The following is a 15,308-nucleotide window of genomic DNA, read 5'->3' on the forward strand; positions in this document are numbered from 1 at the left end:
AGCAGCCTCTTGCTCTGATCGTGGGCACTCGCTGGGCGCGCCCCCGGGTTCGGGTGTGGTTGATCGGTTCCCGAACTGTGAAGTCGCCGCGCCCGCAAATTTCCAGTCCTGGCCTGGCTCCAACCCCGATGCTATTGCTTTCTTGACTGGCATTCAAGAAGATGTTTACTGTGACCCCGAGTACTTCTTGGGTGGTATCCAAGAAGATCGGTGAAGCGGAGGGCGTGAGTCATGGAAATCAGTGAGCCTGCCGAGCGGCGTGAGGCGGCAGCGGTGCGGCGGCGTGAGGTCTCGTTCCGCTCCGGTCAGGACGAGTGTGCGGCCTGGTTGTACACCGCACCCGAGGTGACCGGATCGCGCCCGATGGTGATCATGGGGCACGGGCTCGGGGCGGTGCGAGAGATGCGCCTGGATGCCTACGCGGAACGGTTCGCCGAGGCGGGGTGGTCGGTGCTGGTGTTCGACTACCGTCACCTCGGGGCCAGCGGCGGAGCGCCGCGCCAGCTCCTCGATATCGGCCGGCAACGCGCCGATTGGCATGCCGCCCTAGCCTTCGCGCGCACGCTACCGGAGGTCGATGTCGACCGGATCGCGTTGTGGGGCAGCTCGTTCGGCGGCGGGCACGTTCTTCAGGTCGCCTCCGAAGACGCCCGTATCGCGGCGGTCGTGGCCCAGTGCGCCTTCACCGACGGACCGGCTTCGTTGTGGTCGCGTATACGGGTCAACCCGCTGAGCGCGGTAGCGCTGACCGTGGTCGGCATCCTCGACACGGTCGGTTCCTGGTTCGGCGCGAAGCCGATCCTGTTGCCGATGACAGGGACGTCCTGGATGCCCGCGTTCGTGGCCTCACCCGACGCCCTCGCCGGCGCTTCCGCGCTCCTGCCTGCGGGGACCCGGCTCTCGCGGCGCACCAGCGCAGTGCTGAAACGGCTGCCGTCGGTGCGGGCTCGGGTGTCGAAGAACATCGAGCTGACCGAGACCGACGGTGGGCACGAACCCGTGACCGGTGTCGGACGTGACAGCATATGGGGCGTATTGCGCGGCCCGGACGGCGACTTCGATGCCGCCAACGCCCTGGCCGCACGGCTGGCGCTGCGCCTTCCGCTCTATCGGCCCGGTCGCGCCCTGGCTCGCTTCAGCACGCCGACGCTGCTGTGTGTCTGCGACAACGACGCCGCCGCACCCGCCAAGACCACCAAGCGTCGCGCGCAGGGATTGGCGCACGTGCATGTCCAGAACTACCCGTGCGACCACTTCGGCATCTACGTGGGCGAGCACTTCGAACGCGCGGTGGGTGACCAACTCGGTTTCCTGGCAACGCAATTCGATTACACCGCAGCCACCACGCAGTAGGTCACCCCCGGCTCGTCGACGCGGGCAGGCAGAGCTCTCAGCCCGCGGCGGCGAGACCGCGAGCGCTGTTCAGTAGCGTCTCGATCACCGCGCGCCGCTGGGCCTGCCCCGCCGGATGCGTCAGCAAGCCCTCGACAACGAAAACGCCGATCGCGACCAGCGAATCCACATCGCCAGCGGGCACGCCGAGCTCGATCAGCTCCGCCCGGAACAATCCCTCGGCCAGCGCGTGGAACTGCTCGTGCCATTCCCGGATGGCCGCGGACTCCTCGGCGCGCGTATGCACCGTGCTCACCAACCGCCCCAGCTGCTCCAACTCCTCGACCAGCCACAACAGCCGATCAGCCAGCCCCGAGCCCAGCACTTCGCCGTAGGCGGCCATCGAGTCTGCCAGCACCGCGTCCAGCACCGCGATCAAGACCGCGTCCTTGTCCTGGAAGTACCAGTACAGCGTGTTCGACACCACCCCGGCGTCGCGGGCGATCCGCGTCATCGACGCCGCGTCGTATCCCTCCTCGACGAACAACCGCCGAGCAGCCACCACGATCTCCGCACGCTTCTCTTCCCGATCCAGCGGACGTCTGTTACGAGGCATCACCAGTCCTGACCTAGTACCAGCCCCGATGCTATCTTGACCAGCCCCCAAGAACGGCCCCGGCCGGGGGCCGTCGGGCAGGTTGTCCGACGAACATCCTCGAACGCCGCTGAGCGCGCCTTGGTCCGCGTGCTTCCGGTGACTCAGGGAGCCGGTGCCTGGGCGAGCGACAGGCTGTTCCCGTCGGGATCGAGCACTTCCACATGACGCACCCCGTTGCCGTAAGTATCGACCGGTCCGTGATCGATACCGTGCGCGGCGAAGCGAGCCAGGAAGTCGTCGAGATCGCTCACGCCGAGTGTGATCATCGATCCGCCCACCCGCTCGGCTCGCACGGCCCGATCGTCGACCACGACCCACGCGTTCTCACCGATCTGCCACAGGTGTTCGTCGCCGATGACCTCGTCCGCCGCGCGCCCGAAGAACACCTCATACCAGCGCAGCGCCCTGCCCCGGTCACTCACGCACATGACGTGGTACAAGTCCATCCCTGCTCCTGTCCGTAGCTACGAAGGGTTGGACCACCGCCGCCGCCGATATTCATCGGACTGAGCCAGACCACCCGCACTCGCCGCTGAGCCCGCGCCCTGGCCGGGAGATCGACTGTCGCGCAGAGTACCCGGAAAAGCTGAATCACCGTCGCACCAGATTCCGGTGCGACGGACCGTATTCGGTGACCGTGGGGCCGGTATGTCACACACGGTTCGGAATCCGCGATGTTCTGGTGACCGGGGCCAGTGGGCCGACAAGTGAAGCTGGTGAGGCGATGGATCCGATTGTGATCGCGGCGGGGACCGCTGTGGTGAAGGCGATGGCCACCGAGGTCTGGAGCGCGGCGAAGGCTGCGGTGGTGAGGTGGTGGCGGAAATCCCATCCAGAACAAGCCGAGCGGGTGAGCGCGGACCTCGACCAATTGCGCGCCGAGGTGATGGCCGCGCGGGCGGCGCAGGACACCGCGACCGAGGACGCGCTGGCGGGAATGTGGCGGCTACGCCTGCAGCACGCAATAGCCGGAAACCCCGCTCTGCGTGCGGAACTCGAACGCCTCCTGCACGACGAGCTCACCCCCCGGCTCAGCGTCAGCGACCAGAGCACCGTCGCCGCGATCAGCCAGACCGCCAACGCGAGGGGGCGGCGCAACACCATCGTGCAAGCCGGACGCGACGCCCATGTCGAGCAGCCGCCAGCGGCAGGCTCGTCATGACCGACCAACTCGGCAACACCGGCGACGAGGATCCTGAGCCCACGATCGAACAGCACGCCGCGGCCGCTGGCAGCGAGAACATCGTTGTGCAGGCCGGACGCGACGCCCACTTCACCGTGCACCACCACTCGCCGGAGCGGGGCGGCCAGCCACCGAGCAGGCCGACACACAGAGGTCGATCGGTGGCACCCGCTCAGGATCCACATCGACGACCGTCGATTCCTCGGCTCGTTCCGGTCTGCCTTGTCGTGATGGGAATCGTGTGGGCGAGTTCCTTCTACGTCTCCGGCGGCATGTGGCCGCTCGAAAGCCTGGGGGATCTGAACCTCCTGCTCGCTGGTGCGGTGGTCCTAATGGGCCTGGCCCTGTTCTCAATACCCCGTCGTGGCTAGCTGCCAGGTCACAGGGGCGAGGGAGCACTGCCAGCCCACGCGCACCGGGGTCGACAGGCTCTCCCGGCGTCGGCCTGCCGACCGACGAGGCTCTGGCTACGCTGGTGATCCTGGTGACGGTTATCGGCGACCTTCGGGAGTCGGACGGTGGAGCCGAGATCTGCTGAGATGGGCGGCCACGCATCGCATGTGTGGAGCTATCTGCAGGTGCTGCGGCACAGCGGCATTCTCGATCGGATCTCCGGCATGGTCGTGGGCGTTCCCCGCGAGATCGGGGGACTCGGCTCGCCCCAGTCGTCCCCGACCCTGCCCGAGATAGTCCTCGACGCACTCGGCGACCGGGATCTCCCGGTCCTGGGCAACGTCGAGGTCGGACATGCCGGGCCGAATCTGCCGATGCCGGTCGAATCAGTCAGCATTCCTTCAGTCGGCGCCGTCCTGCACCGGATAGTCGATGACGACCACACCGCCGGTGGCGTAGTTGACGACGTCGGCGGCCGCCCGGCGACCGTACGACGACGCCCGCGCCGCGGCCAGGGCGGCGGCGTCGGCGAAGTCTGCTTCGAAGACCGCGAAATACGGCGGTTCTCCGTTGGTCGCCGTCACGTCGAAGCTGTAGCGCCACGCAAGCAGGCCGGGCCAATTCACGACCAGCGGAAGATGGTTGTTCACGTAGTAGTCGCGGAAGTGGTCGGGGTCGGCGGGCTTGGGATAGAGGACCACCATTTTATGCATGCCCGCCTCCTGCGTCAGCGGTCGGTTGAATCGTCATATGCGCAGGTTAGGGCTTGATGTGTGGTCGAGGGAAAGACCGGGACGAGATAGACTCAGAACGGATCGTTATCAATCGGCAGGGAGGACACATGGCGCCGGATACGGTGAGCCTGCGGTACTTCCTGGTGCTGGCGCAGGAGTTGAACTTCACCCGCGCGGCCGCACGGATCGGTATCGCGCAGCCGGCACTCAGTGCCCGGATGCGCCGACTGGAGGCGGAACTCGGTACGAGCCTGCTGGTCCGCAACACACGTAGCGTCGAATTGACCACGGCCGGTGCGGCTTTGGCGGAGTCCGCGCCGCCCGCGCTGGCGGCGCTGGACCGCGCATGGGACACCGCCCGGAATGCGGGGGCCGGTGAACTGGGTACGCTGCGCATCGGATACAGCCTCAGCACCGGGGCCGAGACGGTACCGGCCTTGGTGGACAAGCTCATTCGCAGCAGCCCGGGACTCGAGGTCGGCGCGGTCCCGATGGCGACACCGGAGATCTCCCCCGCGGTCGCCGACGGCCGCATCGATGCGGGGATCACCCGCGGCGAACAGCCGGGTCGTGGCGTACGCCGATTCCTGCTGCGGCGCATGCGCGTCGGAGTCCAATTGGCACAGCATCATCCGCTGGCCGAACACCCGGAGATCGAGATCGCCGATGCCGCCGCATATCCGCTGCGACTCCCCGACCGTACGGCCAACCCCGTGATCCACGATCAGCTGTCCGCACTGTTCCGCGACATCCGGCCGAATCCCCGATTCCACACGCCCGCAGTCTCTTTCGACATATCTCAGCGCGACCTGCGTGACGGGCTCACCCTCGCCCCGGCCGGTGAAGCCGCGGCCACGACACAACCGGCCGGTCTCACGTGGCGACCGCTGCGAGGCGCACCCGCCTTGACCATCCACCTGGTCCTCCCGCGCGTGCAGTCACCACTACACCGCCGCATCCGCACCGTCGCCAAAACCCTGGCACACGAACTGCACTGGCTGCCGGACTAGCCCGGCGGCACCGGGTACGACCCGAGCAACAGACCCTAGCGTGCCTCTAAAATAGAGGCATGACCGACAGTCTCATACTGCGAGCGTGGCAATCGAAAGACTCCACACAACTTCCGGCCTTGCTCGACGAGGAGGCGATCTTCTCGAGCCCGGTCGCCGATTACCACGGCCGGACCCGCGCGGCACACCTGCTCGCCACGATCGCGACGGTCCTCGACTCGGTGCACCAGACCCGGCAGTGGACCGACGGGCGGGAGGGAATCTTCGCCTTCACCGCGCGATTCGACGACCGAGAACTCCAGGGGATGCTGTGGGAGGAACTCTCCGACTCCGGCAGCCTGACCCACGTGACACTGTTCCTGCGACCGTATCGGGCACTACGCGCGGCCATCGCGGAAATGGCACGGCGACTGGAAGATTCACCCCCGCCGCAAGAGGCATGATCGTGGCGGCCGAAACGCCACGCCCGGTGCGCGGATCGACCACCGGGCGCCCGATCATGGCCCTCTTCGACCTGATGGGCCGGCGCTGGACACTCCGGGTGATCTGGGAACTCGATCGAGCCCCAGGCCCGCTCACCTTCCGCGAACTACGCTCCGCATGCGGCGACCTCTCCTCGAGCGTGCTGACCCGCCGCCTCTCCGAACTCACCGAAGCGCGCCTCGTCCAACACGAGGAGGGCTACCGGCTGACCCCCACCGGGCGCACCCTCGTCGAACGGCTCACCCCGCTGACCCAGTGGGCGGCGCAGTGGCACAACGATGATGGATGAGTCATCGCTCCAGCACACGCCACCCGATCGGCAGCACCCGCTCGACGGCCTCAGCGGCTCGCTCGTAGTATGCGGACCGGGCGGAGCGATTCGGGTGGTTCACCCTCGAATTCCGCGGATTCACCGAGGTACCCGGCTATGACGTCCGTAGCGGCGTGGTCTTCGACGTCGGTGAAGCCGAGGGCGCGCAACTGTGCGGCGATACCGTCGGGAGTGAAGTAGCTGAACCAAGGTTCCCCGACAGCCGCTGCTCGATTCGCGCGCGCTCGCAGCTGCGCGCGGTCCTCGTCGGTGTCTGCCAGGTAATCGAAGATCACCTCGACCGGCTCGGATTGACCAGCGATGTATTCGAGGGTCGCGCGTGCGGCGTCCGGGGTCAGATAGAAGACGACACCGAGCCACACGAATGCGGCCGGATCGGTCCGGCTGAATCCGGCGGCCTCCAATCGTGTTGCCAGGGTGTCGGTTTCGAAGTCGACCGGCACGAAAGTCAACTGCTCGGGTTGGTCGATCCCGGACGCGGCGAGGCGTTGCCGTTTCCACGCTTGCGTAGCGGGATGGTCGACCTCGAATACACGCAGGCCAGGATTCGGGTTGCGGTAGGCGAAGGTATCCAGGCCCGCGCCGAGGATCACGACCTGCCGCACACCGGCGGCGACGGCCTCGGCCACCCGATCCTCGGCGAAACGCGCACGAGCGGCGAAGAACAACCGGCGCGGCCGATCAGCGACACCCAGCCGCAGCATCCCCATACCGGCGTCGCTACCGGGATCACCCTCCGCCGGCCGACCCACGTCGGTCAGCTCCTCCACCGTGACACCCAGCAGGGGCGCCGCCAGTGGATCACTGAGAATCACCGGCCGATCGGCAATTTGATGATAGGCACGGGCGTAGGCGGTCACGAGCGCTGTCCGGCTGGGTCCCTCATTGTCCATACCGAGACGCTACTCACCAACACCCCGCGAGCACCGTGAACCCGGCCACACCAGCGGGTCGAAGGGCGATATCGGCTGGTTCCGGAGCATTCATCCGACTCCGCGCTTCTGACAGTGCTCGCACGAGCACAGGTGTGGGAAGTCCGGGTCGCCGGTCGCGGAGAACCGGATATTGCCGCAGAGACAGCCGCCGTTCATATCGCGCCTTCCTGGTAGACACCAGCAGACAGAGCGTAATCAGAAGCGCCACAAGCGGTATCGTGGCGGCTCACTATCCGCTGTTGGTGTGCCTGTCGGCGGAGCGGCCGGGGTTCGAGGCGCTGTCGACGTCCTCCGTTGTCGGCGGCAGGGCGCTGGGCCCCGTCCTGAGTAGGCGGTCGAGACGGGCGGAGGTGCTTTCGTCGGCGGGCAGGTAGACGATGAGTTGCTGGTCGTCGCCGTCGGGCAGGGTCAGCATCTCGAACGCGAGGCGCAGGTCCCCGGCGTCGGGATGGCGCAATTCCTCGATCCCGGTCCGCGCGGGCGAATCAGTGTGTGCCCGGCTGGTGAATGCCGTGCCGGCGAGTGCGGTCAATTCCTCCGCCAGAGCGTTCACGTGCGGGTCGGTGAGGTGCGGGGACACCCTGAGAGCGGCGGTCCTGGCGTCCGCGACCTCGGCCCAGTTCAGGTATGCGGTGTGGGCGCGCGGATCCATCAGCACGAAGCGGACGAGATTGGCCGGGGTTCGGTCGAGCAGGCCGATCGGCGCCATCAGCCGGGTGAACCCGTCGGTATAGGCGAGTACGTCGGTCAGCCGGTTGATCACCGCGGCCGGGGCGGGTTCGAGGCGGTCCAGCAGCATCCGGACGGTCGGACGGACCTCGGAGCCCGGCGGCTCGATGGACGGGAACTGTATGCCGCGGGCGGCTTTCACGAGTCTGCGAAGCTGATGCTGGTCGTTGTCCGTGAGCCGCAACGCGTCCACCAGCGCGGCGAGAACCTGGCGGGAGGGATGGCGGTCGCGGCCCTGCTCGAGGCGAGCCAGATACTCGGCACTGACCCCCGCCAGGGTGGCAAGCTCGGCCCGCCGCAGTCCGGGGGTGCGCCGCCGGGTTCCCGACGGCAACCCGACGTCGCACGGCCGCAAGGCTTCTCGGCGGGAGCGTAGGAAGGCACCGAGCTCGTTCTCGCTCATGATACCGAGCCTAGTGGTGGGGACCGCGGCTCAGCGTCGCCCTGCGAGTACCTGTCTCGGCACGGTCTTCCTGCCCGGAAACCCGGTCCTCAGAGTGGTCGGCGTAGATCCCATCGACCTGGAGTAGCGCATGAAGCTCACGATCATCATCGGCAGCGTCCGGGAGGGCCGGTACGGGCCGCGGATCGCGCGGTGGTTCACCGGCAGGGCCGCCGAATACGACCGGTTCGACATCGATGTGCTCGACCTCGCCGACGTGGAGTTGCCACCGGCGTTGCCGCCCAACGGGACGGCACTGCGAGATGTCGCGGCGCGCTCGGCGCCGCAGCGCGCGCTGGCCGGGCGGCTCGCCGCGGCGGATGCCTTCGTGGTGGTCACTCCGGAGTACAACCACAGCTTCCCGGCGGCACTCAAGCACCTGATCGACTGGCACTTCACCGAGTGGCAGGCCAAACCGGTCGGCTTCGTCTCCTACGGCAGCCGCGGCGGTGGACTGCGCGCGATCGAGCAGCTACGGCCGATCTTCGCCGAGTTGCACGCGGTGACGGTGCGGGATTCGGTCAGCATCGACCGGCACTCGGAGCGATTCGACGAGGACGGTGTCCTGTCCGACCCCGAGCGCCCGCACACAGCCGCGAGGGTGCTGCTGGACCAGCTGACCTGGTGGGCGAGCGCGCTGCACGAGGCCCGCGCGACCCAGCCGTACCCGGAGGGCCCGACCCGGCCCCCGGCCGTCCTGCGGCGGCAGTAACGCCCGAGCCGTCGATTGTCCCCCCGGTACATCCCCACCACGAGAAACGGATGACATCCGGCCGGGCAGCAGCGAAGATATTCATCACCCGACCACTGCGACGCGGCAGGTCATAAAGGTCCGTGGACCTGGTTCGAAAGAGGAACGTCATGTCGAACACGCCGACACCGGTGGTATTCATTCACGGACTGTGGCTGCACGCCACCAGCTGGGGACCGTGGCTCGAGCATTTCCGCGCGGCCGGCTACGCGCCCGTCGCCCCCGGCTGGCCCGGCGAGTCCGATACGGTCGCCGCGGCGCGCACTCAGCCGGAAGCGGTCGCCGACATCGGAATCGATGTCGCCGCAGCGCATTTCGCGTCCATCATCGAGGAGCTGCCCGCACCGCCGATCATCATCGGTCATTCCTTCGGCGGACTGCTCACCGAGAAGCTGATGGGCCGAAACCTCGGAATCGCCGGTGTCGCCATCGATCCGGCCCAGATCAAAGGTGTGCTGCCGCTCGCGCAGCTGAGGGCCGCGCTGCCGGCCCTCGGCAACCCCACCAACCTGCACAAAGCGGTGTCGTTGACCGAGAAGGAATTCCGCTACGGCTTCGGAAACGCCCTCAGCGAGCAGGAGTCCGCGGAGTTGTTCGAGAAGTGGACCGTCCCCTCGCCCGCGCGCCCGCTGTTCCAGGCGGCCGCGGCGAATTTCGTCCTGCACTCCGAGGCCGAGGTCGACACCGCCAATTCGAATCGCGGCCCCTTGCTGCTCATCTCGGGCCTCGAGGACCACACCGTCCCCGATGTGGTGACCCGGTCGACGCTGAAGCAGTATCGCGATTCCACCGCGGTCACCGAACTGCGCCAGTTCGAGGGCCGCGGCCATTCCCTCACCATCGACAGCGGCTGGAAGGATGTGGCGGACGCCATCCTGACGTGGCTGGCGGACAAGGGTTTCTGACACCTAATCCACGAAAATCTCCGCGCCGTCGTAGTCGGCGACGCCGTCACCACCCGTCGCCGCGGCGACCACCTCGGCGTACATCGGCCAGAGATGAGCGACCACTCCCCGGCGCGCGGCGCTGTGGTCCTTGTCCGCCACGGCGGCGACGATGCGCGCGTGGTCGTGGGTCGAACGCCGTTCGGCCCCTTCGCGGGACAGGAGCTGCTGCCGGAATTCCTTCAGTCCGGGCACCAGCGTGCGGTAGAGATCGGTGATGACGGCGTTGTGCGCGCAGTCGACGAGTGCGGTGTGGAAGCGCTCGTCCGTGTCGACCATGGCCGTGAGATCCCCTGACCGGTGGGCTTTCTCGTGTTCGTCACAGGCCACCCCCAGGGCCTCCAGGTCGCCCGGATCGGCGCGGTCACAGGCCAGCCCGGCGGCCGTGGACTCCAGTCCGATCCGCGCCTCGAGGAGTTGCGTGACCTCGGAACTCTCCGACCGGCTCCAGACCGCGAACCGCAGCCGCGAATCGTCGCCGGCGGGTTCCCGGACGAAGGCGCCGCGCCCGCGGACGATCTCCACGACCCCGGCGTCCTGCAGTTTGGCCAGCGCCTCGCGCAGCGAGCCCCGGCCGACACTCATCTGTTTGGCCAGTTGAGGTTCCGACGGCAGCCGATCGCCGGGCGTGAGCACGCCCGCCGCGATCGCGGCCACGATCCGCTCCGCGATGAGTTCCGGAAGCGGGCGCCGCGACAACGACGTCGCGAAGGCCCCCGATAGCTCCATGTCCTGCGCCTCTGCTCCCCACACCTAGCGGTTGCCAACTTGTCGGATCGAGCTTAGCATCCCAGTTGTCACTTGTTCGAACAAGAGACAAGTTGACCGGATGTCACCGCTCGAGAACGGCAGATTCCCATGGCCACAACACCTTCCGCACCCACCCGGGAACAATCGAAACGGGTCGTGGCGTCCAGCCTCGCCGGCACGGTGATCGAGTGGTACGAGTTCTACATCTACGGCACCGCCTCGGCCCTGATCTTCGGCGAGCTGTTCTTCCCCGCCGCCGATCCGCTGGTGGGGACCATGCTCGCGCTGTCGAGTTTCGCGCTGGCCTTCCTCGCCCGGCCCGTCGGCGCCGCCGTATTCGGGCATTTCGGCGATCGCGTCGGCCGGAAGAAACTGCTCGTCCTCTCGCTCGGCATGATGGGCGGCGCCACCGTCCTCATCGGTTTCCTGCCCACGTACGAGACGGTCGGAGTGCTGGCGCCGGTGCTGCTGGTGACGTTGCGGGTGATCCAGGGGATCTCCCTGGGCGGCGAGTACAGCGGCGCGGTGCTGATGAGCGTCGAGCACACCCCACCGGCGCGGCGCGGGTTCTTCGCCAGCCTGATCAATACGGGCGCGAGCTGGGGACTGTTACTGGCGTCGCTGGTATTCCTGGCGCTGTCCCATCTGCCCGACGACGCCTTCCACAGCTGGGGCTGGCGAGTTCCGTTCTGGTCCAGCGCGATACTGATCCTGATCGGGACGGCCATCCGGGTCTCGGTCGACGAGAGCCCCGAATTCCGGGCCGTCGTCGCGGCGAAGCAGGTCCAGAAACTGCCGCTGCGAACGGTTTTCACCGAGCACTGGCGTTCGGTGGCGTTGCTCGCGCTGTCGTATCTGTCGGCCGGCGCCACCTTCTACGTCGTGACCGTCTTCTCGCTGTCCTACGGCACGCACCATCTCGGCGTAGACCGTTCCACCACACTGGAACTCGTCACCGGCGTCACGGTGGTCGCCATCGTCGGGGTCCCGCTGTTCGGCTGGCTCTCGGACCGATTCGAGCGCAAGATCATCTATCTCGCGGGAATCGCGGGTATGGCGGCCCTCCCGTGGTTGTGGTTCCCGATGCTCGGCACCGCGGACTCGCTCGTCATGTTCGCTGGATTCGTCCTGATCTTCGTACCGTATTGCGCCGCTTACGGAACCATGCCCGTGTTCTTCGCGCAGATCTTTCCCGTGCGCGTCCGGTATTCGGGAATGGCGGTGGGGTACAGCCTCGGCACGGTCGTGGGCAGCGGGCTCTCGCCCCTGATCGCGACGTCACTGCTCGACGTGACCGGAAGCTGGTATGCCATAGCCGGTTTCATGACGGCCTTCGGAGTCGTCTCCTTCCTCGCCACGCTCGCGATACGGGACCGCACGGCGACTCCCGACAGCGCCGCACCGGCGCTCCGGGCGTCCACCGCCTGACCAATTCCCCTGGACCACTGAGGATTCCGCTATGACCGCACCGCTGACCTTCGGCGCGCCCATCACGATCCACCCCGATGCCGACCCCCTCGACGACCTCCGCTGGGCCGACGCGCACGCGGAGGTGGACACGGCCTGGATGATCGACCACCTCCAGGGCTGGTACCCGCGCGGGACCTCGAGCCCCGTTCTCGAGGACCCCCACCACACCGCCGAGCCGCTGACCGTCCTGGCCGCCGGAGCCGCCACCACCCGCCGGGTGAGTCTGGGCGTCGCCGTCACCGACCCGCTGCGCCGGACGAGCGTGAACCTCGCACACACCGCCGGCACCATCAGCCGGCTCGCCGGGCGACGCCTCGCGCTCGGCATCGGGGCGGGCGATCCCGGGCAGCTCCGCCCGTTCGGGCTGCATCAGGGGACGGAGCGAACCGGCCGCCTGCACTACATCCGTCCGGCGCTGGAACAGCTGCACGCCCTCCGCACCGCCGAATCACCATGGCCGGACGCCGATCTCCCGGCGGCGCACCGCGACGGCTACGACCTCTACATCGCCGCGCACGGGCCCCGGATGCTCGCCCTCACCGCGCGATACGGCGACGGTTGGATACCGTCCTCGATCGGCCCCGCCGATTACGCGCGGAAACTCTCCCTGCTCCGGCAGCAGGCGGAGCAGGCTGGACGCGACCCGCATGCTGTCAAACCGCTGCTGTTCCTGTGGACCGCTCTCGCCGGAACCCGGAAGGAGAGCCGGGCGCTGCTCGACCATCCCACCGTCCGGGCGGTGGCGCTCTATCGGGGCAAGGCGGCGTTCGACGCGGCGGGCGCGCGCTACCCGCTCGCGCACGGCTACATCCCGCACGAGGTCCCAGCCGGCGACGCCGACACACTACTGCGCGGGATACCGGACGAGATCGTCGAGCAGGCGGTGCTCCACGGATCTCCGGACGATGTCCGGCGGCGGCTCGACGAGTACCACCGGGCCGGTTGCGAGCACGTGATCCTCTACGACGTAGGGCGATTCGCCGAGACCGGCGGTACCGAGCGCTTCCGGGAGGCATTCACCGCGGTCGCCACGCAGCACTAGGCCCCTCCGCGGCGTCAGTCGGCGGCGCGGCTGGTGAAGTCGAAGGAGCCGCCGTCGATGCCCCAGGAGATGATGCGTTCGGGGTGAATTCGGATGATCGCGCGTTCCTGGGGCGGGAAGGGCGGCTCCTCGTCGGCGAGCGCCTCGGCGGTGCCGCGGACCTCGATGCCGCGAATCACGTACGGCTCCAACGAAACCTGCTGATCGACGACGAACGACACCCGGCTGCCCGACTCGACATTGCGGTACTTTCGGCTGGTGACCATTCGCATGCCCCCGATGTCGATCGTGCCGTCGGCGTTCACCCGGTAGCTGGTCGGGTTGTTCTGCACCACGCCGCCGGGCGACACCGTGGCCAGCCGGCCGATCCCGGCCTCCGCGAGGAACTGCTGCTCATTGGTGGTGAAGGTCATGCCGGTTACTCCTCGGTGAATTCGATGCCGCTCTTCATTTCTAGCGTTGCTAGGAACAAGAGCGACGGTACCAGCCGCCTGTCAGCTTGTCTAGCGTTGCTAGATTTCGGATCGCAACCGTCGACCGCGTGCGGATCGCGCACACTGTCCGTCCCGATAATCGTTTGACGTCTGCGCCTTCTGACCGAGGATGGTCGACATGGCGGGTGCGACGGCGAGGGTGACCTTGCGAAAGATGACCGAGACGGAGTACGACCAAGCGACGCGGCATCGCGAGGCCGAAGGCGCCCGTGAGCTGTCCAAGTTCATGCCCGAGGCGGAGGCGTGGGAGCGATCCCGACGGGGAACCGCTCACTTCCTCCCCCAAGGCCGCGACACCGCGGGCCACCACCTCCTCGTCGCCGAGAACGAGTCCGGCGAAGTCGTCGGCCACGCATGGGTCGGCCCCGACCCCCAAGATGTCACCGGCACAGCGGATTCGGCCTGGCTCTACGACATCAACGTCCGCGAACATTCCCGTCGCCAGGGCTACGGCACCGCAATCCTGACCGCCCTCGAAACCCTGCTCGCCACCGAGGGCCGCACCCGCCTGGGCCTGAACGTAGTAGGCGACAACACCGCAGCAATCGCCCTCTACCGCCGCACCGGCTACCACGTGTCCTCGATGCACATGGACAAGCCGCTGCACTCCAACTGAAGACGTGAATCAGGGGACGATGTGCAAGACCTTTATGCGGTGACCCATCCGCACGCAGAGCACACCGAGCACGATCTTGTCGGTGGATGGCACGACTCGCACCTGACCTCTCGCGGCAGGCGCGACGCTCACCTGGTCGCCGAAGAACTCCTGCGACGCCGCAGCACCTCGCGACCGAGCCGCATCACCACCTCGGACCTAGCTCGGTGTTCCGAGACCGCCGAAATCCTCGCCGTGACGCTGGGCGCACCGGTCACTGCGGACTCCCGGTTACGTGAGATCAGTTTCGGCGAGGCGGAAGGCAGGCCGAACGAATGGCTGACCCAGCGACAGGCCCCCTCGCCCGACCACAACCGGCTCGACCACCGCGGCCCGATCCCCGGCGCCGAAACCCGACGCGAGGTAGCCGATCGCGTCGGAGCCTGCATCCGCGAGCTGATGGGCGACCCCGATCACGACCACATCGTCATCACGCACGGATACGCACTCACCTTCGTCATCACCGCCTGGATGCAAATACCCAGCGACGCAGTAGGGTTCGCCTCCTTCGCGACATCTCCCGGTGCGATCACCCACCTGAGGCTGGACGAATACTGGCGCAATCGAACCCTGCTCAGCCTCGCCGATACCGCCCACCTCAGCACCGGCTGAACTCGACGACCACTTACAGTCCGCTCATCGAGTCTGCAGAATCGTCTGGTATGCAACGTATTCCGTTCGATATGGAAGCCTACGCTCAACGAGTTCGGTCGAGTCCCTGTTTCATCTGCGAAGTTGTCGCCGACCCCGGCGGCGACGGGTGGCACGAGGTGGTCGCCGAGACCGAGGACGATATTGCGTTCCTGAGCAAGTACCCGACTCTGCTGGGGCACGTGCTGGTCGCCCTGAAAGTCCACCACGAGCAGTTCCACGCGCTGATGGCGGAGAACGGGGTGCTGCCGTGGACGCCGGAGCAGGCGGGCGCGCTGGGCCGGCAGTTGCGTGCCGCGTTGGCGAAGCAGAGTTCGTGAA

Annotated in this window: 21 protein-coding genes and 1 pseudogene; 14 read left to right on the forward strand and 8 right to left on the reverse strand. The window is 67.4% G+C overall.

All coding sequences use genetic code 11. The features are described 5' to 3' along the window. Positions 1-231 precede the first annotated feature (231 nt). Positions 232-1,353: an alpha/beta hydrolase gene (locus ON41_RS18670; protein ID WP_051161846.1), complete on the forward strand. Its 1,122-nt coding sequence runs from the start codon at positions 232-234 to the stop codon at positions 1,351-1,353. A gap of 37 nt (positions 1,354-1,390) precedes the next feature. Here the strand turns inward: ON41_RS18670 and ON41_RS18675 are convergent, their stop codons facing one another. Continuing rightward, on the reverse strand, positions 1,391-1,948 hold the full coding sequence (locus tag ON41_RS18675; RefSeq protein ID WP_040748949.1) for a TetR/AcrR family transcriptional regulator: 558 nt from the start codon (positions 1,946-1,948) through the stop codon (positions 1,391-1,393). Between the two features lie 143 nt (positions 1,949-2,091). Next, entirely contained in the window at positions 2,092-2,436 is a 345-nt protein-coding gene (locus ON41_RS18680) for a VOC family protein (protein ID WP_040748950.1), read from the reverse strand. A gap of 278 nt (positions 2,437-2,714) precedes the next feature. On the opposite strand from ON41_RS18680, the gene ON41_RS18685 reads away from it, so the two are divergent. The 3 genes and pseudogenes from ON41_RS18685 to ON41_RS43805 all read left to right on the forward strand — a co-directional run. Continuing rightward, complete coding sequence (locus tag ON41_RS18685) at positions 2,715-3,152, forward strand: hypothetical protein (RefSeq protein ID WP_040748951.1); 438 nt, start codon at positions 2,715-2,717, stop codon at positions 3,150-3,152. Next, complete coding sequence (locus ON41_RS41650) at positions 3,149-3,544, forward strand: cell division protein CrgA (RefSeq protein WP_157185530.1); 396 nt, start codon at positions 3,149-3,151, stop codon at positions 3,542-3,544. The genes ON41_RS18685 and ON41_RS41650 overlap by 4 nt, the downstream gene beginning before the upstream one ends. Before the next feature lie 168 nt (positions 3,545-3,712). Beyond that, a pseudogene (locus ON41_RS43805) lies at positions 3,713-3,940 on the forward strand (hypothetical protein); the annotation flags it as partial. A 27-nt stretch (positions 3,941-3,967) separates the two neighbouring features. Here ON41_RS43805 and ON41_RS18690 read toward each other — a convergent pair. Further along, positions 3,968-4,279 (reverse strand): EthD family reductase, encoded by a 312-nt coding sequence (locus tag ON41_RS18690; protein ID WP_040748952.1) that lies wholly within the window; start codon positions 4,277-4,279, stop codon positions 3,968-3,970. 128 nt (positions 4,280-4,407) lie between these two features. On the opposite strand from ON41_RS18690, the gene ON41_RS18695 reads away from it, so the two are divergent. Genes ON41_RS18695 through ON41_RS18705 form a run of 3 tightly spaced genes read left to right on the forward strand, consistent with a single transcriptional unit; the run spans position 4,408 to position 6,082 of the window. Continuing rightward, complete coding sequence (locus tag ON41_RS18695) at positions 4,408-5,310, forward strand: LysR family transcriptional regulator (protein ID WP_040748953.1); 903 nt, start codon at positions 4,408-4,410, stop codon at positions 5,308-5,310. A gap of 59 nt (positions 5,311-5,369) precedes the next feature. Beyond that, complete coding sequence (locus ON41_RS18700; RefSeq protein WP_157185531.1) at positions 5,370-5,753, forward strand: hypothetical protein; 384 nt, start codon at positions 5,370-5,372, stop codon at positions 5,751-5,753. Next, entirely contained in the window at positions 5,750-6,082 is a 333-nt protein-coding gene (locus ON41_RS18705) for a winged helix-turn-helix transcriptional regulator (RefSeq protein ID WP_040748955.1), read from the forward strand. The genes ON41_RS18700 and ON41_RS18705 overlap by 4 nt, the downstream gene beginning before the upstream one ends. 50 nt (positions 6,083-6,132) lie before the next feature. Here the strand turns inward: ON41_RS18705 and ON41_RS18710 are convergent, their stop codons facing one another. From ON41_RS18710 to ON41_RS18715, 3 genes are all read right to left on the reverse strand, one after another. Beyond that, the gene (locus tag ON41_RS18710; RefSeq protein WP_040748956.1) at positions 6,133-7,017 is read right to left on the reverse strand and encodes a class I SAM-dependent methyltransferase; all 885 of its coding nucleotides are present in this window, start codon (positions 7,015-7,017) and stop codon (positions 6,133-6,135) included. A gap of 90 nt (positions 7,018-7,107) precedes the next feature. After that, a complete protein-coding gene (locus ON41_RS43955) occupies positions 7,108-7,215 on the reverse strand; it encodes a GFA family protein (RefSeq protein ID WP_444543677.1) in 108 nt (35 codons plus the stop codon). Positions 7,216-7,288: 73 nt separating this feature from the next. Further along, positions 7,289-8,191 carry a helix-turn-helix transcriptional regulator gene (locus tag ON41_RS18715; protein ID WP_063709904.1) on the reverse strand — a complete coding sequence of 301 codons (903 nt, stop codon included), beginning with the start codon at positions 8,189-8,191 and terminating at the stop codon, positions 7,289-7,291. A 130-nt stretch (positions 8,192-8,321) separates the two neighbouring features. Here ON41_RS18715 and ON41_RS18720 point away from each other — a divergent pair, with 130 nt between their 5' ends. Together ON41_RS18720 and ON41_RS18725 are read left to right on the forward strand one after the other, a co-directional pair. Then, positions 8,322-8,942 (forward strand): NADPH-dependent FMN reductase, encoded by a 621-nt coding sequence (locus ON41_RS18720; protein WP_051161847.1) that lies wholly within the window; start codon positions 8,322-8,324, stop codon positions 8,940-8,942. A 149-nt stretch (positions 8,943-9,091) separates the two neighbouring features. Beyond that, positions 9,092-9,886, forward strand: coding sequence for an alpha/beta hydrolase (locus tag ON41_RS18725; RefSeq protein ID WP_040748957.1), 795 nt, complete (start codon positions 9,092-9,094; stop codon positions 9,884-9,886). A gap of 3 nt (positions 9,887-9,889) precedes the next feature. On the opposite strand, the gene ON41_RS39155 is transcribed toward ON41_RS18725, so the two are convergent. Beyond that, a complete protein-coding gene (locus tag ON41_RS39155) occupies positions 9,890-10,654 on the reverse strand; it encodes a FadR/GntR family transcriptional regulator (RefSeq protein ID WP_051161849.1) in 765 nt (254 codons plus the stop codon). A 177-nt stretch (positions 10,655-10,831) separates the two neighbouring features. On the opposite strand from ON41_RS39155, the gene ON41_RS18735 reads away from it, so the two are divergent. Further along, positions 10,832-12,103 (forward strand): MFS transporter, encoded by a 1,272-nt coding sequence (locus ON41_RS18735; protein ID WP_051161850.1) that lies wholly within the window; start codon positions 10,832-10,834, stop codon positions 12,101-12,103. Positions 12,104-12,134: 31 nt separating this feature from the next. After that, a complete protein-coding gene (locus tag ON41_RS18740; RefSeq protein WP_040748958.1) occupies positions 12,135-13,187 on the forward strand; it encodes an LLM class flavin-dependent oxidoreductase in 1,053 nt (350 codons plus the stop codon). 14 nt (positions 13,188-13,201) lie between these two features. Here ON41_RS18740 and ON41_RS18745 read toward each other — a convergent pair whose 3' ends face one another. Next, entirely contained in the window at positions 13,202-13,600 is a 399-nt protein-coding gene (locus ON41_RS18745; RefSeq protein WP_040748959.1) for a PPOX class F420-dependent oxidoreductase, read from the reverse strand. A gap of 199 nt (positions 13,601-13,799) precedes the next feature. Between ON41_RS18745 and ON41_RS18750 the strand changes: the two genes are divergently transcribed. Genes ON41_RS18750 through ON41_RS39160 form a run of 3 tightly spaced genes read left to right on the forward strand, consistent with a single transcriptional unit; the run spans position 13,800 to position 15,307 of the window. Further along, positions 13,800-14,297 (forward strand): GNAT family N-acetyltransferase, encoded by a 498-nt coding sequence (locus ON41_RS18750; RefSeq protein ID WP_083905457.1) that lies wholly within the window; start codon positions 13,800-13,802, stop codon positions 14,295-14,297. A 39-nt stretch (positions 14,298-14,336) separates the two neighbouring features. Continuing rightward, positions 14,337-14,948, forward strand: a complete 612-nt coding sequence (locus tag ON41_RS18755; RefSeq protein ID WP_246829556.1) for a histidine phosphatase family protein — start codon at positions 14,337-14,339, stop codon at positions 14,946-14,948. A gap of 50 nt (positions 14,949-14,998) precedes the next feature. Continuing rightward, a complete protein-coding gene (locus ON41_RS39160) occupies positions 14,999-15,307 on the forward strand; it encodes an HIT family protein (protein WP_083905449.1) in 309 nt (102 codons plus the stop codon). Position 15,308 lies beyond the last annotated feature (1 nt).

This window comes from Nocardia transvalensis NBRC 15921 (assembly GCF_000308875.1).
GTDB lineage: Bacteria > Actinomycetota > Actinomycetes > Mycobacteriales > Mycobacteriaceae > Nocardia > Nocardia transvalensis.